Raw genomic sequence first — 22,217 nt, forward strand, 5'->3', positions numbered from 1 at the left:
GTTGGGACTGGTCCAAACCACTGACCAAGGGTAATTACAAAGCACCCACCTGTGCCTACTGCCACATGGACAACGGACGCCATCAGGTTGCCGAGAAGTCCCTGTGGAAGTTCGGCCTGCGGGAGATCAATCCTCATACCTCCAAAAATCAGGTGCTGCGCAAGAAATGGGTCAAACTCTGCAGCGATTGCCACGAAGAGGAAAAGGCCAGGCAGTGGTTGACCGAACTGGATCAGGAGCGCAAACAAGCCTGGAAGGAACTCTACGCAGCAGAGAAAATTCTCAAGGATCTGCGCAACGAAAAACTGCTTCAACCTGCTGCCGGTGAACGGCCACCCTACCCTATGGACTGGCTGGACAGTCTCTGGCCCAGAGAGCGTATCGGTTTCTTCGAGGGCCAGGCATCGGTCTTCTACAACGTCTCCGCCATCGAGCGCGACTACTTCGAGATGTGGTATTTCGACAACCTGGGGGCGTACAAATCTGCCGCCCACGGCAACCCGGCAGGCGTTGCGGCCGGGCACCGAAAAATGGCGGCTTCACTGGATCGCATCGAGACCCAGGCCAACGAGTTGCGTGAACTTTCCCAGGCGGAGAAAAAAGCAGAAATCACAATCAAACCATCGGGGGATCTCTGGATGAAGGGTGCCTACACCGACTACAACCGGGAGCATAACTGATGCAAACCAAACCAAGACCGGGGTCGGAGTCAATCCGCAGGATGATGGATGGAGAAGAGAGAGGGGCGAACGGATTGACTCCGACCCCTGAAGCCCGAACCGCATCCTACATCCTGGGCATACTCCTCCTGATATCACTTCCTGCACTGGCCGATGAACCCATCCCACCCGGTCCATTCACCGAGACCGAGTGCATCAGCTGTCACACAGAACGTGACCCTGATCTGATCAGGCAGTGGCGCGAAGATCCCCACTCCACCGCGTCAGGAGTCGGCTGCAGCAGTTGCCACGGTGAACGTCATGAGGGCTCTGCTCAAAAATCGAGAGAAGACTCAACTTGCACCGGCTGCCACCAAGGCCCCACGAGTCATAGCTACGCCACGTCCAAACACGGCATCATCACACGCCTTGAAGAGGGCCGGCAGGATTGGCGGCAACCCTTGCAACGCGGCAACTATCGGACGCCTGGTTGCAGCTACTGCCACCTCCATGATGGTGACCACAGCAACACCATGGCGCCTGATCGCGGCCCTGAAGTGCGCCAATGGATCTGCGCCGGTTGTCACAGCCCCCGCTATGTTCGCGAGCTGTTTGCCAATGGAAGGCGGCAGCTTGAGATCGCCGACCTCAAGCTAACGGAGGGTGAGTCATTGATCGCCTCTGCTGTTGTTGATCAGACAGAGACCTTGTCGAAACTACTGCAAAGCCTGAACCACCATCGGCACAATGTCCTTCTCGGCATCGGTCACCAATCCCCGGATTATCAATGGTGGCATGGTCAACCGGCACTGGATGGTGACCTGATCCGAATTCGCGACAGAATCCTGCAATCCCGTCGCCGCAAGTCACTGGCGGACAACCCGGAGGAGTAACATCCATGTCCACCCTGTCCCAACGAGCACCTTTTTTTCTACTCTTGTTGCTGTTTTGGCAGGGTCAGGTTCTGGGGTTTACCCTCTCAGGTGTCGTGACAGATGATGAAGAGACTGTTGCCGGAGTGGAGATAATGCTGACAGACGCGAGCAACAATGTCGTCCTGGACAGTGTAGATTCCAACAGGAAAGGTGCATTCCGTTTTTCCGTCAAACCGGGTATTTTCAACATTGGCGCGTTCAAAAATGAGTATACCGTTGTCTGGAGCAGAGGCGTGGCAGTAAAAGACACCGACATTTCAATCAGGATCGAGATCACGCCAAAGGCGTTTGCGGAAGATCCGTTATCAGTATCTGATGATTGCGAGTGAATAAACCACCCCACCGCAAGCGAACGAGGTATTTAAGTGTAGAAGCGGCGCCCTCGCCGCGATTTGCCCATCTACGAAAGAATCGCGGCGAGGGCGCCGCTCCTACTATCGTTTCGTGGCAAGCTGCAGGGAATCAAACCCAAAGAGATGAAAGATCAGCATTGCGAAATCACCAAAGTTGCCTCCGGGACGGATGATGCACAAGACCGGCTTTGGCCCTCCCCCGCCTATACCCGACAGGTCGAGGCATTGAAGAACGCGATAGGCAAAAAGGTCTACCTCGTCGAACTCAAACCCGGTGATATCAACATGGGCATCCGCCTTTCGGATACCCCTTTTGAACTGCTGGGTATTGTCGATTTCCCACGACCTGACCCCACAAAAGGGATCGCCCCACACTTGATCCTGCTCGACGATGGCCGGGGCATCAATCTGGGACACATTGCCCGGATTTCGTTGAACACCCCCTTCAGCCCTTCTACTGCCAACACCCTCTATCAGGATAGATTCCTGATGCAGAATCTTCTGTTACGTGAGCGGCGGCTGTCCAAGGCATCTATTGCCGCAAAATCCAAAGCATTGATTGGAAGACTGCTTGGAAAACCGTTGGATAACCCCCTCATAGAGAACGGGGGATCTATCTGTGAGTCCGATGCGACCACCAATGAAAAACAGGTGAAGAAATCACAGTAATAATCAGGCGAGGAAGTTGAAGCCCCAGCCAACCAGAGTAAATGCCACGGCCAACACACCGGCAAACAGGGCCAGCGCCTGCCACTTGATGACCTTGCGCAAGATCAGCATCTCGGGCAGCGATAGTGCCGCCACGCTCATCATCAGGGCGAGCGTTGTGCCCACGGCAACCCCTTTTGTGAGCATCGCCTCGGCCACCGGAATCACCCCGGTGGCGTTTGAGTAGAGGGGGATGCCCAACACCACGGCCGCCGGTACCGAGTACCAGGCATCGCCTCCCAGATATTCACCAACCCACTGTTCAGGCACAAACCCGTGGAACAAGGCGCCCACGCCTATGCCCAGCACCACCCACTTCCAGATTCGCCCGACAATCTCCTTCACCTCCGCAACTGCATAGCGATGCCGACCTGCGAAGGATCTGTCCGGCGCGGGTAGATCAGCCTCTCCCATGTGGATCTTCCAGACGTAATCCTCGACCCAACGTTCCGGCCTGAATGCCTGCATCACCAAACCACCAAACCAGGCAACCAGTAACCCTGCCGTTACATAGAGCGCCGCCAGTTTCCAACCGAGAATGCCAACCAGGATTACTGCGGCAACTTCGTTGATCATCGGGCTGGCGATAAGAAAGGAGAAGGTGACGCCCAAGGGTATTCCCGCCTCCACGAAACCGATGAACAGCGGTACCGAAGAGCAGGAACAGAATGGCGTCACCGCTCCGAGGGAGACTGCGAATCCCCGCGCCTGCCAATCGGGACGGCCACGCACGAATCTGCGGACCCGCTCCGGAAACAGCAGTGCCCGCAGCAGTCCCATGAGATAGATGACAATGACCAGAAGTGCAAATATCTTGGCCAGATCCATGACGAAAAAGTGCAGCGCCGCGCCTGCGGATGATTGTGGATCGAGGCCCATGCCTTGATAGATCAGCATGTTTGCCAGGATCTCAAACATCTACAGCCTCTTCCTTCTCACGGGGTACATCAGGAAGACGTAACGAAAGCAGCGCAGCCAGCAGCACGAATCCGGCCGACCACCAGAGACATCCCACCAACCCCTGTGACTGGTAGGCCCAACCGGAGAGCATCGTACCCACCAACCGGCCGCCTGCATTAGCCATATAGTAGAAACCGACGTTCATCGAAACCTTGTCGAAATCGGAGTAGGCAAGAATCAAATACGAGTGCACAGCTGAATTAATGGCAAAGACGATACCAAAGAGAATCAGACCAAGGATCAGCACCACCTGCGAATCCCATCCCTGCCCCAACGCCAGCGCTATGCCGGCGGGGATAAAAACAAGCAGAAAGGCAGAGTTACGCGCAGTATTGCCACCTGGCCCCTGACCATGATGAGTGTGGCGTATCAGTCTAGGTGCGGCGGCCTGCACCAAACCATAACCGATCACCCACAGCGCCAGGAAACCCCCCACCCAGGAGAACTCCCACTTCAGCACGTCATAGAGGAACACCGGCAGACCCACCACAAACCAGACATCACGGGAACCGAACAGGAAGAAGCGGGCCGCCGACAGCCAGTTGATCGCCGGAACCTTGGAGAATACCTGGGTGAACTTGGGCTTGGATTTCATCTTGCCCACACCGGAGGGCAACAACACGGCTGTCACCACCAACACTATCAGCAGCATACCAGCCAGCACGGCCAGCGCAGCCCGAAAGCCGATCCACTCCAACAGAGCCGCTCCGATAAAGAACCCCACTCCCTTGAGAGCGTTTTTGGAGCCAGTCAACACGGCGACATACTTGAACAGCTTCGACTCACCGCCAGCACCACTTAAGGTTTTTACGCTGGCCTTGGCCGACATCTTGTTCAGATCTTTTGCGATGCCCGACAACGCCTGGGCAGCCATCACGAAGGGCACGGAGAGCCAGGCATCCGGCACAGTGAGCGCCAGCAGTGCCACCACCTGCATCCCCATACCGATATGCATGGTGAGATTGAGGCCGATGCGTGCCCCCAGCCAACCCCCTACCAGATTGGTGACGATGCCGAAGAACTCATAGAAGAGAAACAGCATCGCCACCTCGAAGGGCGAGTAGCCCAGCATGTGGAAGTAGAGTACCACCAGCATGCGGATGGCACCGTCGGTGATAGTAAAGGCCCAATAGCCGACGGTGATCGTAAAATAATTTCTGAGATTCTTATCCATCATCTTCCACCGCTGATCGAAAAGGTCGGAGTCAAACCGCCTCACTCCCCATCACTATGACGGCACAACTCTTGTGCAGTTTGACTCCGACCCAGGATGCTAAAGCGCCCTCGCCACTAATGCGGCAATATCCATCATCCGGTTCACATAACCCCACTCGTTGTCATACCAGGCATAGATCTTGACTTGAGTACCATCGATCACCATGGTGGAGAGCGCGTCGACGATGGTGGAACGCGAATCATTGAGATAGTCGGCGGAAACCAGCGGCCGCTCCTCATAGCCCAGAATACCCTCCAACTCCCCCTCGGCAGCCTCTTTGAAATAGCCGTTGACCTCTTCAACCGTGACTGGTCGACTGGCCTCGAAGACGAAATCCGTGAGAGAAGCGTTGAGCAACGGCACCCGCACCGCGTGGCCATTGAGCTTGCCGGTCAGTTCAGGGAATATCCGGGTGATCGCCTTGGCCGACCCCGTCGAGGTGGGAATCAGCGACTGGCCGCAGGCTCGCGCCCGGCGCAGATCCTTGTGGCCTTTATCGACGATGGTCTGGGTATTGGTGATATCGTGGATGGTGGTCATGCAGCCGTGTACGATGCCGATTCTTTCGTGCATCACCTTGACCACCGGCGCCAGACAATTGGTGGTACAGGAAGCGGCTGTCAGCAGATGATGCACCGCTGGGTCGTATAACTCGTCATTCACGCCGTAGACAATGTTAAGCGCACCTTCGGTGGGTGCGGCCACGATCACCTTCTTCACCCCCTGTTCGAAATAGGCATTCAGGGAGTCCGGCTTTTTGTGGTGTCTACCGGTGGCCTCGATGACGATGTCACAATCCGACCAATCGGTGTCACCAATTAGCGTATTAGATGAGTAGGCCAACGGCCTGCCATCGACGATCATCCGTTCATCATCCGATGCGGTTTCAAGATTCCAGGTGCCGTGCACCGAGTCAAACTTGAGCAGGTGGGCCGAGCCTGCCGCATCGGTGGAGATCTCATTGACGCGGACAAACTCAAACTCATTCCTTCCCCAGCCTGCCCGCAGACCCAGCCGCCCCATACGGCCAAAGCCGTTGATGCCAATTCTTACAGTCATCTCTATCTCTCCTTAAGTGGGTCTATTCAGCGACCCATTGACGGACCAGATCCGGACCCGGCAGGCCGCCGGCATGAACCACCTTGCCATCCACCACTACGCCGGGGGTGGACATAACGCCGTAGCCCATGATCTCCGCCATATCGGTGATCTTCTCTAACTCGATCTTCGCACCCGCCTGTTCAGCGGCAATTCGGATCAGGTTGGCGGTGGTCTCGCAGTTTTTACAACCGGAGCCCAGTACCTTGATGTTTTTCATAGTCGGTTCCTCTGGATCTTGAAAAATCAGGCGCTACAGATGCCGCTGGGACGGTTGGACATCTCCGCCAAGGCAACGGCGTCACTGGCAAAAGGCGCTTCATTCCGTATTCCTTCCGCCGTCTTGCGGATCACCGCCTCCACCCAGGGTGGAACCCCCGGATTGAGACGGTAGTAGATCCACAATCCAGCCTTGCGGTCACTGACCAGTTCCGCCTTGCGCAGACCAGCGAGATGGTGGGAGACCTTGGGTTGGGGAAGTCCCAGCGCGTGGGTCAATTCACAGACGCAAAGTTCTTCATAATTGTCCAGCAAGGATAGGCAACGAAGACGGGTAGGATCGGAGAGCGCCTTGAAAAGCAGTGTGGGCGACATATCGAATCAGCTCTATATCTACGAAAGAAGATATAGAGTATATCTACACAAATAGATATTGCAAAGAAAAATCGTAACTATTTAGCTCATGGTGGATAGGGAGAAGATGTGTAGGATGCTGGTGACGACTGCTTGGCAGGGATTGCTCCTGCAATCCTTCTGCATTTCCTCCATCCATGGAGGTCAGATGCAGATGGTACGACCCCAGGGATGGGGGGAGGTAGAGCAAAGCAGGAAGCCAGAGCCGAGCTTGCGAACCGCATCATTTGTGATCGGACAAGCGCCTCTGAGCCACAACCGGGGCCGGATGCTGTCCGATGGATCGGCGACTCTCATCAGAAATGAAACCGGGCGCTCAAAATATATCGTTTATCGTTTGGCCCGTTCAGATCCTGAACCAGCGCGCCTTCAACCACCCAGCGTTTGTGGATCGACTGCAATCCAACAGTGGCCTGGTGCACCATCTCTCTGCCCTGTTCCCAGCGTCCGCCCAGTTCCAGGTCGAGATCCCATTCACTACCGATGCCCCACTCCGCATGTTCAGCCGGGCTGAGACGATATTGCCAGGCGATATCGTAACGCGCACGGTCGTTGTCATCGCCCAGCCCTTCAATCCAGAGCGCATCCAGATCCCACTCATGACGTTGACGATAGAAGGTTACCACCGCACCCAGCGACAGGCTCCCATCCCGAGCACTATCGGTCGGCAGGATCACACCACCCAGCAGGCCAAGCCGGCTGGTACCCTGCATCGTGTCATCCTGCCAGACGATGTGCCGGTAGAGGAGACTCAGATCACCCAGACGATCACCATCGCCGGAAGAGAGTCGATAGGGCAACCCCAGAAACAGGGTCTGTTTTGCACTGATGCCATATGCCAAGTTGCTGGTCAGGGTGTTTGCATCGGTATCACCATTGTGCTCATCCACAAAACGCACAACCGCACCACCCGCCTCTATCGGCAGCGCGACGAATGATCGAATGCCCATTGCGTTGGCATCGAGGGTCAGAACAATCAACACCACTCCCGCCACAAGGGTCTTATCAATGATCATTTTGTAGACCCGTCTGGTTGAAGGATGACTTCCCCCGGGGTAAAGCCCGCATCGACGATGGCCATGCGGATCGCCTCAAGATCAGCCGATTCACCCTGCTTCATAATGATGCGCGCCCGTTTGTTCTTCAGACTCACATCGGCGGCCTCAACACCCTGGAGCTTGTTCAGCTTCTTCTCCGTGCCATAGACACAGAACGGACAGGTCATCCCTGTCACCTCGATCTCGACCACCTGCGGTGTACCTGCCCAAACCGGCGAAACAGTAAATAGCAGCAGACTGGCTAGCAGTGAAATAACAGGCATCATGGGAGCATCCTCCTAATTTAGAATTGGAACAAAGACTCAAATATCGAGCCAGATACGTAGCGGCAGGGCGAGATAAGCGGCAACAAAACCTATGCCCCAGATAGTGACGGAAGACCAATAGATACGCCGGTTCCAGATATGGGTCTTATTGCAGAGTTCACCCAGTTGAGGATCACTGGGACAACTGCGCCCGGAGCGATAGAGCAGCCACCCGGAGAGACCCAGCATGAGACCAGAGAGTGCAAACACCCATGCTTTGTGCTGGCTCAAGGTGATCAGAAAGGGCAATGCACTGGTCAGTGCCGCGACCGTTGCCCCCAGTCCCAGGGTGACCAGGAGAATTGGCAGGGCACAGCAGACCAGTGTACCGGTGGTAACAAACAGGGTCAGCCATGTGACGCCGCCATCTTTTACCGCCACATCTCCCCAGCTCATAACGGATGTTTCATCATGTTTTCAGTCGCCTCTCGGGAGAATCAAAGATGCCACTCCAGCACGAGCCTGGCTCGATATTCACTCTTCTCCGAATTGCTGTTTAGATAATAATTACGACAATCCGAGCTGACACTAATTCCGACCACACGGAAATTTTCTTTCCTGTTATGCAGCCTGCAACCTTGTTTTGACTTCAGATCAAGCCAAAATCAACCAATTTGACTCCGCCCAATTCTATATTGAGACCCGACGATGAACGAGGTTAAACAACCTTCAGATGACAACATAACCATCGGCAGCCTTGCCAAGGCCGCAGGAGTCAATGTCGAGACCATTCGTAACTATCAGCGGATCGGGCTTGTCGATGAACCAGACAAACCAGCGCAGGGCTATCGGCATTACCTGCATCTGTCATTGATCGTATTCAATTCATCAAACGTACCCAGGATCCGGGATTCACCCTCAAGGAGATTACGGATCTTCTCTCTCTCTAAATGATGGGAACTGCGAGGAAGCACGAACAATTGCAGAGCATAAACGGAAAGTCATACATCGGCAGGTCGAAGACCTGACCACCATACAACGAGAGCTGACCCGATTAATCGAGAGACCCCCGAAAGCGGAGTCAGCAGAGAGGAGCTGCGCTCTCCTTTCCGTATCCATCAGTGACGTCATCCGCAGCGAAAACATCTTGGACACCGGTACTACAATCACGACCGCTCTCAATCTCACCACACGAGTTCCTGCACACCAGAGGAGCCACAGTCGGTGTTGGGCAGAAAGCCAATTTTGATGGAAACCGTTGTAACGTCCAGAAAATTGACCTTTCCTCCGCCACGCACCCGTTGTGTAGTAACATCACGTTTGGCTGGTTGCCAGAAAATCATTCATGGCCCATGGGATTCCCCAGCCCGCAGCCACAACTTTCGCCACCATCGCGTAACAACGGGGTTCCTATCCGTCTCGTGTCCGCCTTTTTTGTATAGCCAGTGCGCTGCATCGCCCCGTTCAGCCTGTCGATCCATGGCAACCGAGCGGATCTGAACCTCGAAAACCGGCCCAATATCAGCTGCCACACAAGTGTGCAGACTCCTGTAGCTATTTCCCTTCGGCTTGGCGATATAGTCCTTGAAACGGCTGACCTCTGGCTTAAACGCCTGATGAATGACGCCAAGGGCGGTATAACAATCGGCTTCCGTAGGGACAATGATTCTGAAGGCGAACAGGTCATGGATTTCGTCCAGGCACAACCCTTTGTCCTGCATTTTCGCCCATACGCCAGCGGTATGCTTTACCCGGTGTAGCACCTCAGCATAGGGAATACCCTTCGCTTCAAGCAGGCGGCACAAGTCATCACTGCGTTGCTCCGACCACTCCTGCCAGGACGCTTTCAATTCAGAAATACCATCATCCAGGCTTCTGTACGCATCGGGCTCCATCAAATGCAGGGCCGCGTCCTCAAGCTGGGCCTTGAGCTGGTGGAAACCGAGACGATTGGCCTCCAGCGCCTCCTGCCGCCAAACACTACGGCCGAGCTGTACAGCTTGTGGATCATCGGGAGACGTCGTTTCCAGCCTTTCGCAGACGGCGAGAAGTTCGCGGTAAGCCGGTGAGTTAGTTTGATCGGATACGGTGATACCCGATCCAAGTGGTTGTTCCTGATCTGCCATGACGGGGTTGTCCCCACACTTCGGCATCAGAGATCGGGCCTTTTGCTCCGCTTCGAAAAGATGGGTCATCGAACTTTGCACTTCCTGTACCATGTTGCCAAAACGCCAGGCTAACCAGCGTATCTCCCAGGCGGCCCCCGGTAAGCTCAATGGGCCTCCAATAGCCCATTTCCATTTTTTTTACACACCGCACCAGGCGATTAACAGGTTTGGTCACCTGAAAATAGATGGCTGCGGCGAGGAAGAGGAAGACCACGCCAACAGTTACCGTGAAATGGACGGCCCAGAGCAGCCAGTCACGACGTACCGTATTCCTGTACTTCTCACTGTCCTTCAACACCAACAGGGCGCCTTTTCCCCCATCGAGCAGCGAGGAGAAAATCGGCATTGTGGCCTGAAGATAGCCAACGCTATTCTCTCCATCTGCCGATACCCCGGTGAAGAACACCGGTTCTTTGGCTGCATCGAGCAGGACAACCTCATGAACGGGATACCCTTTCTTCGAATAGGCCGTGTGGAATTCCTCCACCTCCCGCACCATGGTTTCGAGGTTCATGGCCGCCTCCATGCGGACAGCCAGCGGCGCCAGTGACATCTTCAACAACTCCTCGTGCATTTGCCGTTCTTCCTTCAATTCAAGGAGCTGTTGACCGATTGAAATACCACCCATTACGAGACTGATGATCAGCACTGTTGAGAGAGCCAGGCGCCAACCGAGGGAAAGCCCCCGGTTGGGTGGCGAAAAGCGGGTCTGCTGGCCGGAGACAAAAGCTTTTTCCATTAAAGTTAATCCTGTAGGTTTGTGTTGCAACCGCCAGGGGACAGACATCATGCCACTTGGTGCAACTGCTGCATCTCCGGATGCTTTTTCCATCGAACGGGCGCCTTGCGTAACTTCAGCGGCCTTTTCTGGATGATGTTCGTCCACGGCCATTTACGAGCGGACTGGTCAATAGAAGACCAGACAGTGCAACAAGAACAACATTTTGCTTGAACATCGATTCTCTCCTCAGGGATACATTGATTGATTCAAACGTTGTTTAGGGAACGCTTGAACCTTTGGCGATATACATGCCAGTTGAAGGCAGGACTCATGCCAACATGAACATCAAGCGATTTTATTGTTTAATAACAGGCAGATAAGAAAGACTTATCCGGGCGATGCATAGCCATTCCCATGCAAAATCTTTAACGAATCGAGGAAAATTTCAATGTTTCGTTAAAGCTGAGTTGAGCAGCTAGTCTGCTCGTACGAAACTTATACCCGGAGGGTGTAAAGCCGTCCGGAAGGGAAACGTCAAGGTCAATCGGGTTCCAATCCCTGCATTACTGGCCAGTGTCACCGTACCGCCGTGCTCTTCCACCACACGTTTGACCAGCCCCAGTCCCAGACCCGTACCTTTGGGTTTGGTGGTAAAGAAAGGTTCAAAGGCCCTTCCTAGAACCTCCTCACTCAGGGGTTCGCCGCCATTCGTTATTTCGAAAACCAGCTCATCTCCTTCGTGTCGCAATGAAGCCCCCATTTCACCACCTTGGGGACTGGCTTCTATGGCATTTTTAATCAGGTTCAGCAGTGCCTGATGGATCTGTGTCTCATCCACACGCATCGCCGTGCAGTCGCTACAACCTGCATGTTTCAGGAGGATTCCCTTCTCTTCCCAAAGAGGCTCCTGCTGCTTGAGCACTTTGCTCAGCAAACGATCCATATCCACCGGCTTGGCGGACAATCTGACCGGTCTCACATAGTCGAGGGTTTCAGATAGTAGACCGTCCAGCCGATCCACCTCACCCAGCACCAAGTCAACACGTCGATGCTCCCGATCCTCAAGCGAGGCAGAACCCCGCAACCCTGACAGGGCAAGCTTGATGGATGCCAAAGGATTACGCATCTCATGAGTCAATACCGAGGCCGTCTGGCCAATGGTGGCAAGCCGCGTCTTGAGCAGCACCTCCTTGTGGGCCGTCTCCAGCGCCTGGGTCCGATCCCGAACCTGAGACTCCAGACGCCGCTCGTAGATCCTGCCGATAAGGCGCATGGCGTAGTATCCCAATAGCGTGATCAAAACATAGGTCAGCAGCATGACTGCGTCCAGATGCCAATGGAGTTCACCCATAAAGTCGTTCAGCGCCTTCTGGTCTTTCCCGACCCCAAGGTACCAGCGACCAGTTTCCTGCATCGTCATCCCCTGCTGCCAGATGAGCATCGGATGCTGTTCGTTATCGAGTGCGTGTAGGGCGCCGCTCTCTTGCGACAGCAGCGTTTTTGAACCATCCAGGCGGGTGGCATGGGCCAACCAACTCTGTTCTATCGACAGAGGGGAATCGAGAGACATCTCACTGTCCACGATGATCGTCTGATTGTTACGATCAAGCACATAGATGCGAAAGCCGAAAGCCCTGTAGTCATCGATGGCATGGGACAAGATACTTTTGACATCTTGCGAATCACTGAGAAAAAACGATTCGAGCTTGGGAAGCAGGGCGGAAGCGATCTCCCGGTTGTGTTCGATGCCATGTACCGTTAACCGTTCCTGGAGATAATTTACGACGTGGGCAGTTCCTGAAAGCCCGATTCCAGCCACGACCAACCCCATGATAAAGAAACTCAACCAGGATACTGTCGAGGACTTCCATGCCAGGCTTCTGAATAGAGGTGTCATCGCTCGGTTTCCGTTAAAAGAAGATTGATTCCTGGAACGCCAGTGCATTCTTACACCCTCCGGGTATAAGTTTCGTTTGAGCAGACAAGCTGCTCAACTTAGCTTTATTGCCACTCCACTGTGACAATGCATTAACATTAAGATTCATAAGATTCTAATTGAGTGGGCAACTATGGCCAAAATCCTCATCATCGAAGATGACGAAGTATTCAGTGAATATATGGAGGACAGGAATCACGAGCCTCAGGCCGCTCTGAGAAAATAATCAACGCCACCGCAGAACCGAAGAAAGGTGCAACGGAAAAATAGGCGCCCGTCCGGGCAGTACCGAGGTCTCGTAGTGCCCAGACAAAAAAGCTCAAACTTACCCCATACCCAAGGAATCCAACGCCAAGCGCCGCAAGTAGAACTGGAAGCGGGGCGAGATCCCAGCCACTATACCCCGCCAGGGCCAGGTTGATACAACCTGCAACTAATCCTTTGATACCGGCAATCTGGACAGGATCGCTGCCCGAGACGCGTTGCGTTAGATTGTTGTCCACGGCCCAGCCCAGGCACGCCGCAATCACGGCTAGGGCACCGAACGGAAAACCACCCTCTGACATCCCCTCCCAGGACAGCAGGACGCCGGCGCCGGCGATCAAAAAAACCCAATGGCGATACGCCGGTCCACGTTCTCATGGAAGACAAACCACGCGATGACAGCAGTGAACACCCCCCTCTAGATTAAGCAGGAGCGCGGCTGTGGAGCCAGGTGTCCGCGCGAGTCCCAGCATCAGCAATGGAGGTGCGATAACGCCGCCCGCCAGAATCGCTCCAGGTAGAGCAGACCCGCCAGTGCAATCGGTGGCACCTCCAAAACCAGAACCTTGGCCAGAGGCGTGCTAATTCCGAAGAATAGCGCCGAAAACAATGCCGCTGCGATAACCAACTCTGTTCATCGGACAGAGGGAATCGAGAGACATCTCACTGTCCACGATGACCGTCTGATTATTACGATTGCCATTATTGATGCGAAAGCCGAAAGCCCTGTAGTCATCGATGGCATGGACAAGATACTTTGACATCTTGCGAATCACTGAGAAAACGATCTCGAGCTTGGGAAGCAGGGCGGAAGCGATCTCCCGGTTGTGTTCGATGCCATACCGTTAACCGTTCCTGAGATAATTTACGACGTGGGCAGTTCCGAAAGCCCGATTCCAGCCAATGACCAACCCCATGTGATAAAGAAACTCAACCAGGATACTGCCGAGGACTTCATGCCAGGCTTCTGAATAGAGGTGTCAATGCTCGACTTCCGTTAAAAGAAGATTGATTCCTGAACGTTGCGCATTCTTACACCCTCCGGGTAGAAAGCTGTTTTGAGCAGACAAGCTGCTCATCTATTTTTATTACCCACTGCGGACAAATGTAATAACATTAAGATTCATAAGATTCTAATTGAGTGGGCAACTATAATAAAATCCTCATCATCGAAGATGACGAAGTATTCAGTGAATATATGGAGGACAGGAATCACGAGCCTCAGGCTGCCTCTGAGAAAAATAATCAACGCCACCGCAGAACCGAAGAAAGGTGCAACGGAAAATAGGAGTTCGTCCGGCAGTACCGAGGTCTCGTAGTGCCCAGACAAAAAAGCTCAAACTTACCCCATACCCAAGGAATCCAAACGCCAAGCGCCGCAAGTAGAACTTGGAAGCGGGGCGAGATCCCAGCCACTATATTCGCCAGGCCACAGGTTGATAAATCGCAACTAACTCTTTGATACCGGCACTGACTGGAAGCGGGGCGAGATCCGAGACGCGTTGCGTTAGATTGTTGTCCACGGCCCAGCCCAGGCACGCCGCAATCACGGCTAGGGCACCGAACGGAAAACCACCCTCTGACATCCCCTCCCAGGACAGCAGGACGCCGGCGCCGGCGATCAAAAAAAACCCAATGGCGATACGCCGGTCCACGTTCTCATGGAAGACAAACCACGCGATGACAGCAGTGAACACCACCCTCTAGATTAAGCAGGAGCGCGGCTGTGGAGCCAGGTGTCCGCGCGAGTCCCAGCATCAGCAATGGAGGTGCGATAACGCCGCCCGCCAGAATCGCTCCAGCCAGCCATCCCCAATCTGCACGTACAAGGGGTGCCTCTCTCGACATAACAGCGGCGTTCGTTTGTTGCCTCAACCACCGCCAGGTTAAAAGACCGACACCGGAACCCAGGTAGAGCAGACCCGCCAGTGCAATCGGTGGCACCTCCAAAACCAGAACCTTGGCCAGAGGCGTGCTAATTCCGAAGAATAGCGCCGAAAACAATGCCGCTGCGATGCCGCTATTCATTTTCACATTCCCTAGTCCTCTGACCTGATGCTCCCTGAAAACACCAAAACCGGCCAGGGCGGCTCATCCCCGACCGGAGTTGTTTTGGACTTTTATCGTTACGCGTATTTATGAGCAGAGTGCGGCTATTCCCCCGTATGATTAGCCGCGATATAATCGCCACCCAGTGTCAGGAAAACATACAGTTTTTGCTTGGCAGGATCATTGATAGCGTCATTCACAAAAACGGCCACCCATTCCGGGCTACCTTTAAACACTTTTTTCTCGACGGAACTCGTAGTAATGGACGCCCAACTTTCATCCAGTTTGTTTCTTTTTACGAGTGCCGCAACAACCTCTGTTGCATTTGTTGTTGCTGTTGCCTGATTCACAGGCGCATGAGAATGTGAATGCCCGTGATCGTGGCCACTTCCTGCCATCAGGGTGACCGAGCACAGACTGAGGAAAAGGCCGAGTAACCATGTTTTCAGTTGCATGATGATAATCTCCTATAGTGAATCAATCGTATCGTGGGTGGTAGAACGTGAGGCTTGTGTTGGTTCAGCATGTTGCAAGGCCTTGTTTAAATCCAGACGCTGATATTCGCCTTTTGCTTTCAACTTGATATTAACGGGGGATGGGGTATTGTTTTTCCAATACCAGCCATGTGTGCCCGCAAAGGACGTGGTTAAAGAACCACTTGACTGGCTGTCTGTACTCTTTTTGAAACTCTTGAAATAGCCGCTTGTATCGCCTGCCGGTTCGCCGTGAAAATCGAAAAACAGCGCCGCACCGTTAGTTTGCCAGGCATATTCAAGGGTTGCGTCTTTCTCAAGGAAAAACTTGTATTCCTTATCACCTCTGGCTGGAATGGTTATGCTGATTGAATCTTCTCGCCGGGTTTGTTGCAGTTTTTCAGGGCTTTCAGCGGCCGCAATGATTGTGTTCCCGTCCTTATCTTGTGCTTGCTCGGTTGCAATAATAAATTCCTCCGGGTTACTGGTGTGCGCATAACCGTGCATCTGCATGAGGAAAAGTAGGCCGCCCGCCAGGATCAGGCCGTAGTTCGCGACCAGGCTGAATGTCTGGAAGGCGTGGCTTTTGCGCCAGGCGGCGATGAGCAGCAACATCAGGACCAGTGCACTGATCTGCCCCACTTCGATGCCGACATTAAACGAAATAATGTTAAGCAACAGGCCATCTTCACTCAACGGCAGTTCCTGTAATCGGGTGGACAAGCCGAAGCCATGGATCAGGCCCAGACCGATAATCATCAACATCATGTTCGGTGGATTGATATTGAGATATTTACGGAAGCCATCAATGTTGGCAAAGGCGATATAACAGACACTCAGGCCAATCACCGCATCGATGGCAAAGTAGTTGAGCTGGATCGCGTTAAAAGTGGCGTAGATCAGGGTCACACTGTGGCCCAGTGTGAACGCGGTGACGTATTTGGCAATATCGCGGAAACTGGTCAGGAAAAAGATGATCCCGAACACGAACGCCAGGTGGTCGTAGCCGGATAACATATGCGTGGCTCCGAGCCACATATAACGCAGATTTCCGCCTTCGATAATGGCCAGTTTATCGGCCTCGGACATGCCGTGTGCGTAGACCACTTGTGATAACAGGCCAACGATCAGCAGTCCTGTGCCTATGGCAAAAATACGAGCGAATAAATTTGTTCTGAATAGCACTTTGTCATTCTCCATAATTGTCACAAGCGTCCGCTCTGCTCGACAGCGGTGACCCAGTAGATACCATTGCCCTCAACACCGTACGTTGTGTTACGTAGCGTGTCGAGTACCGGCTCCACATCGCTGTCTTGCAGCAAAATATCCACCCGTACCCGTGGCGTGTAGCCGACCACCTTGTCCCGCGCCGAGAGAAAGGGATCGCTTTCGACCTGTACCCCGTGCCCTTCCGCGTGACTAAAGGTAAAGCCCGAAACCTGCTCCAGGCTGCGCAGCTGATCGGCCATATCCTGTTGCACATTGGTGTGAATAATGAGTGTCAGATGTTTCATGCGTGTTCCTCCCCTATGTGATCATTGTCAGCGAGTTGAGTTTGACCTTCCGAGCGCCCTTCCAGCCACGCGTATAAAGTGGGTAACAGGATCAAGGTCAATACGGTGGATGTGAATAAGCCGCCAATAACAACGACTGCCAGTGGGCGTTGCAGCTCGGAGCCGGGACCTGTCGCAAACAGCAACGGCATGAATAATAAATGTTCAGCATTACCCACTCCTGGCATGCTGCTTTGCTGCAACACGCACGAAGAATTCTCAGCAAAAAGTAAAGTGCACAGCATTGCTCGACACAGCCCCAATCAGGTCCATGCCATCAACACCATCAGAAAGAGAAGAATTTAGAGCGGGGGAGCGCGCAGGGGTGGCCGTAGCCTGAAAAGCCAAGAAGCGAGGGGACCACGGTGATCGGGGCGCCAGGGTACTCGAGTTAAAAGACGAGATGAAAGGATAACAATCACTGCCACGAATAAAGCAATGACCAATGATCCGAATGAAAGGGATTTCAGGAGACCTTGCTGAAGCAAATCGATTTCTGCCACCCCATCAGGGTGTCCTGCCTCCGAAGCTTCATAGTGAAAGTGTGCTTGCTCCTGATGACCATGATCTGATGTGACCGGATCATGATCATAAGACATGCGCGTGCAACCGCGCGCTCTGGATGAACACCAAGGCGATAGCCAAGTAGACTACCCAGAGGATGTTCTTGAATGTGATCAATTGCGATTGATGCATAGCACCTGGATCCTATCCATTTTCCCGGTTCGGGGCAATAATTTCCGCATCTCTTGCAATTCCAAAGCAGTAATGTCCACTTTAACCCAAGTGGCAAGGGGATAAGGCTGTCTGCCGTTACCGGCCTTCGGGTAATGCGGTTCGATCAAGCGCTCCAGACGTGACCAGGGAACCACCTGCTCCAACTCGGCCAAGAACTACTCCCGGCGCGTCTGTTTCCGTTTTCCACTGTACTCGGCATCTGAAAAACTCAGTTGATCCATGCTGTTGCTCGTTTGCTCTTCCGGTGACAGTATTATCGCATGTAGGTGGACTTATTCAGAGTCTCCTTAACGTTAAGATTCATAAGTTTCTAATTGAGTGGGCAACTATGGCCAAAATCCTCATTATCGAAGATGACGAAGTATTCAGTGAGCTACTGGTCATGTATATGGAGGACAGGAATCACGAGCCTCAGACCGCTCATACTCTGGAGCAGGCGAGAGAGCGGCTGGCGGTGAGCATTCCCGACGCCATTCTTCTTGATCAGCAACTGCCTGACGGTTTCGGCATCGATATACTGAAAGAGATCGTCGACCAACCCCTGCATCCACCGGTCATCATGATCACTGGTGTAAGCGATAATAAGATTGTCATCCAGGCGATGGGGCTGGGTGCCCACGACTTCATCCGCAAACCGGTGGATGAGATTGAACTGGACACAACCCTGACCAATGCACTGAAATCCCACCGCCTCTCCCGTCAGGTATCAGCAATAACTCATGCCGAAGACTACCAGGTCGATATCGGTCAGATCATAGGCACAAGTCCGTCAATACTGGAGATCTGCAAGACCCTCGGCAGCGTTGCCTCGAGCAATGCACCTGTTCTGATTACCGGAGAGAGTGGAACGGGTAAGGAGGTCGTGGCCCGGGCACTCCATCACCACTCCGGCCGCACGGGCCTGTTTCTACCCATCAACTGCTCGGCCTTGGCGGAAAACCTGTTGGAAAGCGAGCTTTTCGGCCACGAAAAGGGCAGTTTCACCGGGGCGATAGCCCGTAAGGAAGGTAAATTCGAACAGACTGTCGATGGCACTCTGTTTCTCGACGAGTTGGGGGAGATGCCCGCCTCACTCCAGGCAAAGCTGCTGCGGGTACTGCAGGAGGGCAGCTTCGAGCGGGTTGGCGGCACTCAAACCCAGTATTCAAATGCGCGGATACTCGCCGCCACCAACCGGGATCTCAAAGCGATGATCGGCGCAGGTCTCTTCCGTGAAGATCTCTTCTACCGGCTGAATGTCGTCCACATTCATCTCCCCCCCTTGCGTGAACGCATGGGTGACATGCCGCTGCTCACCGAACATCTACTTGGTAAAATAAACAATAAACAACATACGGCAGTAAAACATCTGGCGGAAAATACTTGGCGCCGAATGCAGGCGTATCCGTGGCCCGGCAATATCCGCGAGTTGGAGAACATACTCACCCGCGCCGCAATTCTTGCACGCAGCGACACCATTACGGAAGATCTACTTTCCCTGCCAGAAGAACCCGGACATGAACACCCAGACAGTAAAGAAGAAGCCCACCCCAGCCCACGGTTGATCTCCCTCGAAACGATTGAGCAGGAACACATACGGGCGATCCTGGAGCATACCCGTTGGCACAAGGGTAAGACATGCGAAATATTGGGCATATCCAGACCGGCGTTAGACCGAAAAATCACAAAGTATGAGCTTGGTTAGACAAGCACCACAACACCGTCTTAACGAAACGTGAAATTATTTATCGTTTCATCATATCCAGGAGGAAACACATACTGTTCATCGACTGGGTTAATATCTATATCCTATTGTTTAATATGAATAATTCAAGGAAATAAAAAGTTGGCACGGCATCTGCAATATCTATAACAAGCAGTCACCAAAGACAGCTTTTCAAACAAACTTTAAACCAGAATTTTGGAGATAGATCATGAAAAAGATATTTGCAATTATCGGCCTTGCACTGTTGACTTCCGCCGCCTGGGCCCATGATGAACACTTTGGGGGTAACCCCGATATGTCCTCAAGTCCTATAATGGATCATGGCACGGGTGAACGCGCACATGCACTACAGAAGGGAGAGGGCGACCTGTATGCCAGTCAGATGATTTCACAGCCAGCTGACCATTCACACAAATCAGGACCGGTCGACCGTTCCGCATACGATCCTGATGGTAATCAGGGCATTATTTCAAATTAACACAGCCTATTCTTAACCGGCCTGGTCTCCAAGACTCCAGGCCGGTTGAGTCGATAGCCTTCAGGTGATAGGAATTCTGCAGTAACGCTACAGTTCCCATCACATGCATTGCATATGCTTAGGATCCTGGCTACGCGCTGGCAAGAATCGACTGTAGTTTGGTCAGGAAGGAGCTGCTCTCTCCCGCCGACAGGGCTACCACCGCCGGGTGGCGAAAAGGGGGGGTTGCCAGCTCCTGGAAATTGACCTTCTCTCCATGAAGATCCAACAGCGGGCAGCCGACTTTTTCCAACAACAGGGAGGAGGGTCCAATATCCCATAGAAAGGCGCCACGACTCATGTAAGCAAAGGTCGCTCCCTGCAGAATCCGCTTGAAGATATAGATTGCCGAGCGGGGATAATTGCCAACCTGGACCCCCAGAGCCGCCTGGATCTGCTCCGGGCTCCTGTGTTCTTCCCGTAACAGATCGTAAAAACCCAAAGAGAGGTAGCACTCGCTGGCCCACTGGGTCGGAGTTGGGATTTGTTGGTGATTTTGATCAAAAACCCCGTCGGTATCGGCAAAGGCATAGTAGAGGGACTCCAGGGCGGGATAGAAATTCACACCGAAGAGAAAACGCCCCCGCTGCATCACCCCGAAGCTGATACCGAAGCCGTCGCTGCCCTCCAGATAGGGTTTGGTGCCGTCCAGTGGGTCGATCACGATGGTATATTCGGCGTCCGCCGGAGGCTGGTTTTGCGCGTTGAACTCCTCGGAAATCACCGGATAATCGCCGTACTCCTCTCTACAGAACGCCAGCAGTTGCTGTTCCGTGTGGATATCCACCTCGGAGAAGACCTCATTGGCGGCCCAGGCGTCCTCCATCGAGTCATCGGTTTTGACCTGTGCCACCGCTTCCGATTGGCGTTCTAGTTGGTAGCGACCCAGTTCCTGAAGCGTTTGGAACAGAACGTCCAGGTGATCGCGGAGTTTATCGATCATGACTCTGTGTGCTTCTGCAACAGCAGATCCCGGCTTGACCAGAAATAGCCGATACCAGAACCCACCACCAACAGCAGGGTCAGCCCCATGTAGAGCATCTCATAGTAGTCAGCAAGTGGCGTTTGATCCGGCCGCAACCAGAACAGTACCGCCAACACCAAAACGGTAATACGGGTGGTCAGGGTGTGTTCCCTGGACGGGTCGAAGAACACCGGCAGGGTGAGCAGGTAGGCGGCGACGCCCAGCAGGACGGCCATCTGCCAGGCTTCAGGTACAACTGCGATCAGATAGACACCCGCCAGGGGAACGGAGATCAAGTCGGTTTTTACCTTGGCGAAGATCGATGCGCTGACTACCACATTGCTGGCCCCGGCAAACTGTTTGATGAATACCACCAACAGATCACGGGTCAGCAGCACGAAGAGGAACCATAAAGAGAAATGTCCGGCATCGATCAGCATGATCAATAGGGCGAAATAGGAGATATGGTCCACGATAGGGTCAAAGTAGGCCCCGAACACCGAGCGCATGTCATAGCGTTTGGCAATGATCCCATCCCAACAGTCGCCGACGAACACGAGGGCAAAGGCCATGGCGATCCAGGCTCTGATGGATTCGTCCTGAGTCATAAACCAGCCGATCAACAGCGGAAAAATCAGCAAAAAACGTAACACCGTTATCTGGTTCGGGGTCAATAAGGGGCGGGTATTTTTTGTCATGGCCTATCCATTCGTCAAGGGGGCTATAGTGCCTGCAACTTCTCTATCAGAAAGTCATTGTCTGCTCTGTCCCTGACGGCAATACGGACGTAATCCCGATCTTTCGAAACCGGACTTTGCCGTGCAACTTGATCATCATTTCTGCAAAATTTCCAGCAGCAAGGTGGTCAACCCGGTGGCGGAGTACTTTGTGCGCCAGTTCGCAGAGAAAATAGTTGGACTGGGACGGGATCACCCGAGTGAATTTATCTCCTCCAGTTGCAGGAAGAAGCGATCCCGTTCCCTCTGCAATCTGGCCTGCCAGGCAAGATGATAGTCTGATCGGTATTTGCCGAAGATCTGCAGAAAAAAATCACCAAATGAGTTGATATTCCAGATGGAGATCCTCTCCCTGACCGGAGGCGATCAGGCGGTATCGCTGGTGGCGATCACCCGAGCCGCAAACCCGGTACGCCGTAGTTTGCTAATGCTCTGATGATAATCAGGTTGATACCGTTGCAGTACATCGGATGAGATCAGGGTGTGTTATGGATGCCGTCGGTGGTGAAATCAACAAACGACCTTAA

General features: G+C 53.5%; 27 protein-coding genes and 3 pseudogenes. 9 read left to right on the top strand and 21 right to left on the bottom strand.

The features are described 5' to 3' along the window. The 4 genes from G9Q73_RS02070 to G9Q73_RS02085 form a co-directional block, all read left to right on the top strand. Positions 1 to 680, top strand: a 680-nt coding sequence (locus G9Q73_RS02070; RefSeq protein ID WP_281397540.1) for a multiheme c-type cytochrome, incomplete at its 5' end; no start/stop codon positions are given. After that, the gene (locus G9Q73_RS02075) at positions 680 to 1,552 is read left to right on the top strand and encodes a multiheme c-type cytochrome (RefSeq protein ID WP_177418274.1); all 873 of its coding nucleotides are present in this window, start codon (positions 680 to 682) and stop codon (positions 1,550 to 1,552) included. The genes G9Q73_RS02070 and G9Q73_RS02075, both read left to right, overlap by 1 nt. Positions 1,553 to 1,557: 5 nt before the next feature. Continuing rightward, on the top strand, positions 1,558 to 1,923 hold the full coding sequence (locus G9Q73_RS02080) for a carboxypeptidase regulatory-like domain-containing protein (protein ID WP_177418275.1): 366 nt from the start codon (positions 1,558 to 1,560) through the stop codon (positions 1,921 to 1,923). A gap of 147 nt (positions 1,924 to 2,070) precedes the next feature. After that, a complete protein-coding gene (locus tag G9Q73_RS02085) occupies positions 2,071 to 2,616 on the top strand; it encodes a hypothetical protein (protein WP_177418276.1) in 546 nt (181 codons plus the stop codon). Positions 2,617 to 2,619: 3 nt separating this feature from the next. On the opposite strand, the gene G9Q73_RS02090 is transcribed toward G9Q73_RS02085, so the two are convergent. From G9Q73_RS02090 to G9Q73_RS02125, 8 genes are all read right to left on the bottom strand, one after another. Next, positions 2,620 to 3,573, bottom strand: a complete 954-nt coding sequence (locus G9Q73_RS02090; protein WP_177418277.1) for a permease — start codon at positions 3,571 to 3,573, stop codon at positions 2,620 to 2,622. Further along, positions 3,566 to 4,789 (bottom strand): organoarsenical effux MFS transporter ArsJ, encoded by a 1,224-nt coding sequence (gene arsJ / locus G9Q73_RS02095; protein ID WP_177418278.1) that lies wholly within the window; start codon positions 4,787 to 4,789, stop codon positions 3,566 to 3,568. The genes G9Q73_RS02090 and arsJ overlap by 8 nt, the downstream gene beginning before the upstream one ends. Positions 4,790 to 4,888: 99 nt before the next feature. Next, a complete protein-coding gene (locus tag G9Q73_RS02100) occupies positions 4,889 to 5,890 on the bottom strand; it encodes an ArsJ-associated glyceraldehyde-3-phosphate dehydrogenase (RefSeq protein ID WP_177418279.1) in 1,002 nt (333 codons plus the stop codon). 22 nt (positions 5,891 to 5,912) lie between these two features. Beyond that, the gene (locus tag G9Q73_RS02105; protein WP_177418280.1) at positions 5,913 to 6,149 is read right to left on the bottom strand and encodes a thioredoxin family protein; all 237 of its coding nucleotides are present in this window, start codon (positions 6,147 to 6,149) and stop codon (positions 5,913 to 5,915) included. 26 nt (positions 6,150 to 6,175) lie between these two features. After that, positions 6,176 to 6,523, bottom strand: coding sequence for an ArsR/SmtB family transcription factor (locus G9Q73_RS02110; RefSeq protein ID WP_177418281.1), 348 nt, complete (start codon positions 6,521 to 6,523; stop codon positions 6,176 to 6,178). Positions 6,524 to 6,858: 335 nt separating this feature from the next. After that, complete coding sequence (locus tag G9Q73_RS02115) at positions 6,859 to 7,578, bottom strand: hypothetical protein (protein ID WP_177418282.1); 720 nt, start codon at positions 7,576 to 7,578, stop codon at positions 6,859 to 6,861. After that, positions 7,575 to 7,886: a heavy-metal-associated domain-containing protein gene (locus G9Q73_RS02120; protein WP_246344920.1), complete on the bottom strand. Its 312-nt coding sequence runs from the start codon at positions 7,884 to 7,886 to the stop codon at positions 7,575 to 7,577. The genes G9Q73_RS02115 and G9Q73_RS02120 overlap by 4 nt, the downstream gene beginning before the upstream one ends. Positions 7,887 to 7,922: 36 nt before the next feature. Further along, positions 7,923 to 8,321 (bottom strand): hypothetical protein, encoded by a 399-nt coding sequence (locus G9Q73_RS02125; protein WP_177418283.1) that lies wholly within the window; start codon positions 8,319 to 8,321, stop codon positions 7,923 to 7,925. 252 nt (positions 8,322 to 8,573) lie between these two features. Between G9Q73_RS02125 and G9Q73_RS20275 the strand changes: the two are divergent. Both G9Q73_RS20275 and G9Q73_RS20280 read left to right on the top strand, forming a co-directional pair. Further along, positions 8,574 to 8,672: pseudogene (locus G9Q73_RS20275) on the top strand (hypothetical protein); the annotation flags it as partial. Positions 8,673 to 8,752: 80 nt separating this feature from the next. Continuing rightward, positions 8,753 to 8,815 (top strand): hypothetical protein, encoded by a 63-nt coding sequence (locus G9Q73_RS20280; RefSeq protein WP_369408931.1) that lies wholly within the window; start codon positions 8,753 to 8,755, stop codon positions 8,813 to 8,815. A gap of 393 nt (positions 8,816 to 9,208) precedes the next feature. Here the strand turns inward: G9Q73_RS20280 and G9Q73_RS02135 are convergent, their stop codons facing one another. From G9Q73_RS02135 to G9Q73_RS02185, 11 genes and pseudogenes are all read right to left on the bottom strand, one after another. Beyond that, positions 9,209 to 9,991: a RelA/SpoT-related domain-containing protein gene (locus G9Q73_RS02135; protein WP_177418284.1), complete on the bottom strand. Its 783-nt coding sequence runs from the start codon at positions 9,989 to 9,991 to the stop codon at positions 9,209 to 9,211. Further along, a complete protein-coding gene (locus G9Q73_RS02140) occupies positions 9,936 to 10,925 on the bottom strand; it encodes a hypothetical protein (protein WP_178941456.1) in 990 nt (329 codons plus the stop codon). Before G9Q73_RS02140 ends, G9Q73_RS02135 begins: the two co-directional genes overlap by 56 nt. Before the next feature lie 304 nt (positions 10,926 to 11,229). Next, positions 11,230 to 12,651 (bottom strand): sensor histidine kinase, encoded by a 1,422-nt coding sequence (locus G9Q73_RS02145; RefSeq protein WP_177418286.1) that lies wholly within the window; start codon positions 12,649 to 12,651, stop codon positions 11,230 to 11,232. Between the two features lie 209 nt (positions 12,652 to 12,860). Continuing rightward, on the bottom strand, positions 12,861 to 13,256 hold the full coding sequence (locus G9Q73_RS19315) for an EamA family transporter (RefSeq protein WP_246344922.1): 396 nt from the start codon (positions 13,254 to 13,256) through the stop codon (positions 12,861 to 12,863). A 279-nt stretch (positions 13,257 to 13,535) separates the two neighbouring features. Further along, entirely contained in the window at positions 13,536 to 13,718 is a 183-nt protein-coding gene (locus G9Q73_RS02155) for a hypothetical protein (protein WP_177418287.1), read from the bottom strand. A gap of 895 nt (positions 13,719 to 14,613) precedes the next feature. Beyond that, positions 14,614 to 14,982: an EamA family transporter gene (locus tag G9Q73_RS02160; protein WP_177418288.1), complete on the bottom strand. Its 369-nt coding sequence runs from the start codon at positions 14,980 to 14,982 to the stop codon at positions 14,614 to 14,616. Positions 14,983 to 15,107: 125 nt separating this feature from the next. Further along, positions 15,108 to 15,458 (bottom strand): DUF6488 family protein, encoded by a 351-nt coding sequence (locus G9Q73_RS02165; protein ID WP_177418289.1) that lies wholly within the window; start codon positions 15,456 to 15,458, stop codon positions 15,108 to 15,110. A 12-nt stretch (positions 15,459 to 15,470) separates the two neighbouring features. Then, positions 15,471 to 16,676 carry a HupE/UreJ family protein gene (locus G9Q73_RS02170; RefSeq protein ID WP_177418290.1) on the bottom strand — a complete coding sequence of 402 codons (1,206 nt, stop codon included), beginning with the start codon at positions 16,674 to 16,676 and terminating at the stop codon, positions 15,471 to 15,473. Between the two features lie 5 nt (positions 16,677 to 16,681). After that, the gene (locus G9Q73_RS02175; protein WP_177418291.1) at positions 16,682 to 16,990 is read right to left on the bottom strand and encodes a DUF3240 family protein; all 309 of its coding nucleotides are present in this window, start codon (positions 16,988 to 16,990) and stop codon (positions 16,682 to 16,684) included. Further along, positions 16,987 to 17,181 (bottom strand): annotated as a pseudogene (locus tag G9Q73_RS20285) (efflux RND transporter permease subunit); the annotation flags it as partial. The pseudogene G9Q73_RS20285 and the gene G9Q73_RS02175, both read right to left, overlap by 4 nt. Positions 17,182 to 17,802: 621 nt before the next feature. Then, positions 17,803 to 17,988 (bottom strand): annotated as a pseudogene (locus G9Q73_RS02185) (transposase); the annotation flags it as partial. A gap of 107 nt (positions 17,989 to 18,095) precedes the next feature. On the opposite strand from G9Q73_RS02185, the gene G9Q73_RS02190 reads away from it, so the two are divergent. Together G9Q73_RS02190 and G9Q73_RS02195 are read left to right on the top strand one after the other, a co-directional pair. Further along, positions 18,096 to 19,451, top strand: coding sequence for a sigma-54-dependent transcriptional regulator (locus G9Q73_RS02190; protein WP_177418293.1), 1,356 nt, complete (start codon positions 18,096 to 18,098; stop codon positions 19,449 to 19,451). Positions 19,452 to 19,680: 229 nt separating this feature from the next. Beyond that, a complete protein-coding gene (locus G9Q73_RS02195) occupies positions 19,681 to 19,950 on the top strand; it encodes an urea transporter (protein ID WP_177418294.1) in 270 nt (89 codons plus the stop codon). A 130-nt stretch (positions 19,951 to 20,080) separates the two neighbouring features. Here G9Q73_RS02195 and G9Q73_RS02200 read toward each other — a convergent pair whose 3' ends face one another. Next, positions 20,081 to 20,932 carry an inositol monophosphatase family protein gene (locus G9Q73_RS02200; protein ID WP_177418295.1) on the bottom strand — a complete coding sequence of 284 codons (852 nt, stop codon included), beginning with the start codon at positions 20,930 to 20,932 and terminating at the stop codon, positions 20,081 to 20,083. Next, positions 20,929 to 21,651 (bottom strand): CDP-alcohol phosphatidyltransferase family protein, encoded by a 723-nt coding sequence (locus G9Q73_RS02205; RefSeq protein WP_177418296.1) that lies wholly within the window; start codon positions 21,649 to 21,651, stop codon positions 20,929 to 20,931. The genes G9Q73_RS02200 and G9Q73_RS02205 overlap by 4 nt, the downstream gene beginning before the upstream one ends. A gap of 121 nt (positions 21,652 to 21,772) precedes the next feature. Here G9Q73_RS02205 and G9Q73_RS02210 point away from each other — a divergent pair, with 121 nt between their 5' ends. Continuing rightward, the gene (locus G9Q73_RS02210) at positions 21,773 to 21,964 is read left to right on the top strand and encodes a hypothetical protein (protein ID WP_177418297.1); all 192 of its coding nucleotides are present in this window, start codon (positions 21,773 to 21,775) and stop codon (positions 21,962 to 21,964) included. Positions 21,965 to 22,217 lie beyond the last annotated feature (253 nt).

This window comes from endosymbiont of Lamellibrachia barhami, assembly GCF_011947365.2.
GTDB lineage: Bacteria > Pseudomonadota > Gammaproteobacteria > Chromatiales > Chromatiaceae > QGON01.

What these genes read in the sequence shown, in the direction of transcription:
- G9Q73_RS02105 (WP_177418280.1), bottom strand. Translation starts at nt 6,149, where the DNA reads ATGAAAAACATCAAGGTACTGGGCTCCGGTTGTAAAAACTGCGAGACC.
- G9Q73_RS02140 (WP_178941456.1), bottom strand. Translation starts at nt 10,925, where the DNA reads ATGGCCGTGGACGAACATCATCCAGAAAAGGCCGCTGAAGTTACGCAA.
- G9Q73_RS02075 (WP_177418274.1), top strand. Translation starts at nt 680, where the DNA reads ATGCAAACCAAACCAAGACCGGGGTCGGAGTCAATCCGCAGGATGATG.
- G9Q73_RS02195 (WP_177418294.1), top strand. Translation starts at nt 19,681, where the DNA reads ATGAAAAAGATATTTGCAATTATCGGCCTTGCACTGTTGACTTCCGCC.
- G9Q73_RS02120 (WP_246344920.1), bottom strand. Translation starts at nt 7,886, where the DNA reads ATGATGCCTGTTATTTCACTGCTAGCCAGTCTGCTGCTATTTACTGTT.
- arsJ (WP_177418278.1), bottom strand. Translation starts at nt 4,789, where the DNA reads ATGGATAAGAATCTCAGAAATTATTTTACGATCACCGTCGGCTATTGG.
- G9Q73_RS02175 (WP_177418291.1), bottom strand. Translation starts at nt 16,990, where the DNA reads ATGAAACATCTGACACTCATTATTCACACCAATGTGCAACAGGATATG.
- G9Q73_RS02110 (WP_177418281.1), bottom strand. Translation starts at nt 6,523, where the DNA reads ATGTCGCCCACACTGCTTTTCAAGGCGCTCTCCGATCCTACCCGTCTT.
- G9Q73_RS02090 (WP_177418277.1), bottom strand. Translation starts at nt 3,573, where the DNA reads ATGTTTGAGATCCTGGCAAACATGCTGATCTATCAAGGCATGGGCCTC.
- G9Q73_RS19315 (WP_246344922.1), bottom strand. Translation starts at nt 13,256, where the DNA reads ATGTCAGAGGGTGGTTTTCCGTTCGGTGCCCTAGCCGTGATTGCGGCG.
- G9Q73_RS02160 (WP_177418288.1), bottom strand. Translation starts at nt 14,982, where the DNA reads ATGAATAGCGGCATCGCAGCGGCATTGTTTTCGGCGCTATTCTTCGGA.
- G9Q73_RS02190 (WP_177418293.1), top strand. Translation starts at nt 18,096, where the DNA reads ATGGCCAAAATCCTCATTATCGAAGATGACGAAGTATTCAGTGAGCTA.
- G9Q73_RS02100 (WP_177418279.1), bottom strand. Translation starts at nt 5,890, where the DNA reads ATGACTGTAAGAATTGGCATCAACGGCTTTGGCCGTATGGGGCGGCTG.
- G9Q73_RS02155 (WP_177418287.1), bottom strand. Translation starts at nt 13,718, where the DNA reads ATGTCAAAGTATCTTGTCCATGCCATCGATGACTACAGGGCTTTCGGC.
- G9Q73_RS02165 (WP_177418289.1), bottom strand. Translation starts at nt 15,458, where the DNA reads ATGCAACTGAAAACATGGTTACTCGGCCTTTTCCTCAGTCTGTGCTCG.
- G9Q73_RS02135 (WP_177418284.1), bottom strand. Translation starts at nt 9,991, where the DNA reads ATGGCAGATCAGGAACAACCACTTGGATCGGGTATCACCGTATCCGAT.
- G9Q73_RS02205 (WP_177418296.1), bottom strand. Translation starts at nt 21,651, where the DNA reads ATGACAAAAAATACCCGCCCCTTATTGACCCCGAACCAGATAACGGTG.
- G9Q73_RS02200 (WP_177418295.1), bottom strand. Translation starts at nt 20,932, where the DNA reads ATGATCGATAAACTCCGCGATCACCTGGACGTTCTGTTCCAAACGCTT.
- G9Q73_RS02125 (WP_177418283.1), bottom strand. Translation starts at nt 8,321, where the DNA reads ATGAGCTGGGGAGATGTGGCGGTAAAAGATGGCGGCGTCACATGGCTG.
- G9Q73_RS02085 (WP_177418276.1), top strand. Translation starts at nt 2,071, where the DNA reads ATGAAAGATCAGCATTGCGAAATCACCAAAGTTGCCTCCGGGACGGAT.
- G9Q73_RS02115 (WP_177418282.1), bottom strand. Translation starts at nt 7,578, where the DNA reads ATGATCATTGATAAGACCCTTGTGGCGGGAGTGGTGTTGATTGTTCTG.
- G9Q73_RS02170 (WP_177418290.1), bottom strand. Translation starts at nt 16,676, where the DNA reads ATGGAGAATGACAAAGTGCTATTCAGAACAAATTTATTCGCTCGTATT.
- G9Q73_RS02080 (WP_177418275.1), top strand. Translation starts at nt 1,558, where the DNA reads ATGTCCACCCTGTCCCAACGAGCACCTTTTTTTCTACTCTTGTTGCTG.
- G9Q73_RS02145 (WP_177418286.1), bottom strand. Translation starts at nt 12,651, where the DNA reads ATGACACCTCTATTCAGAAGCCTGGCATGGAAGTCCTCGACAGTATCC.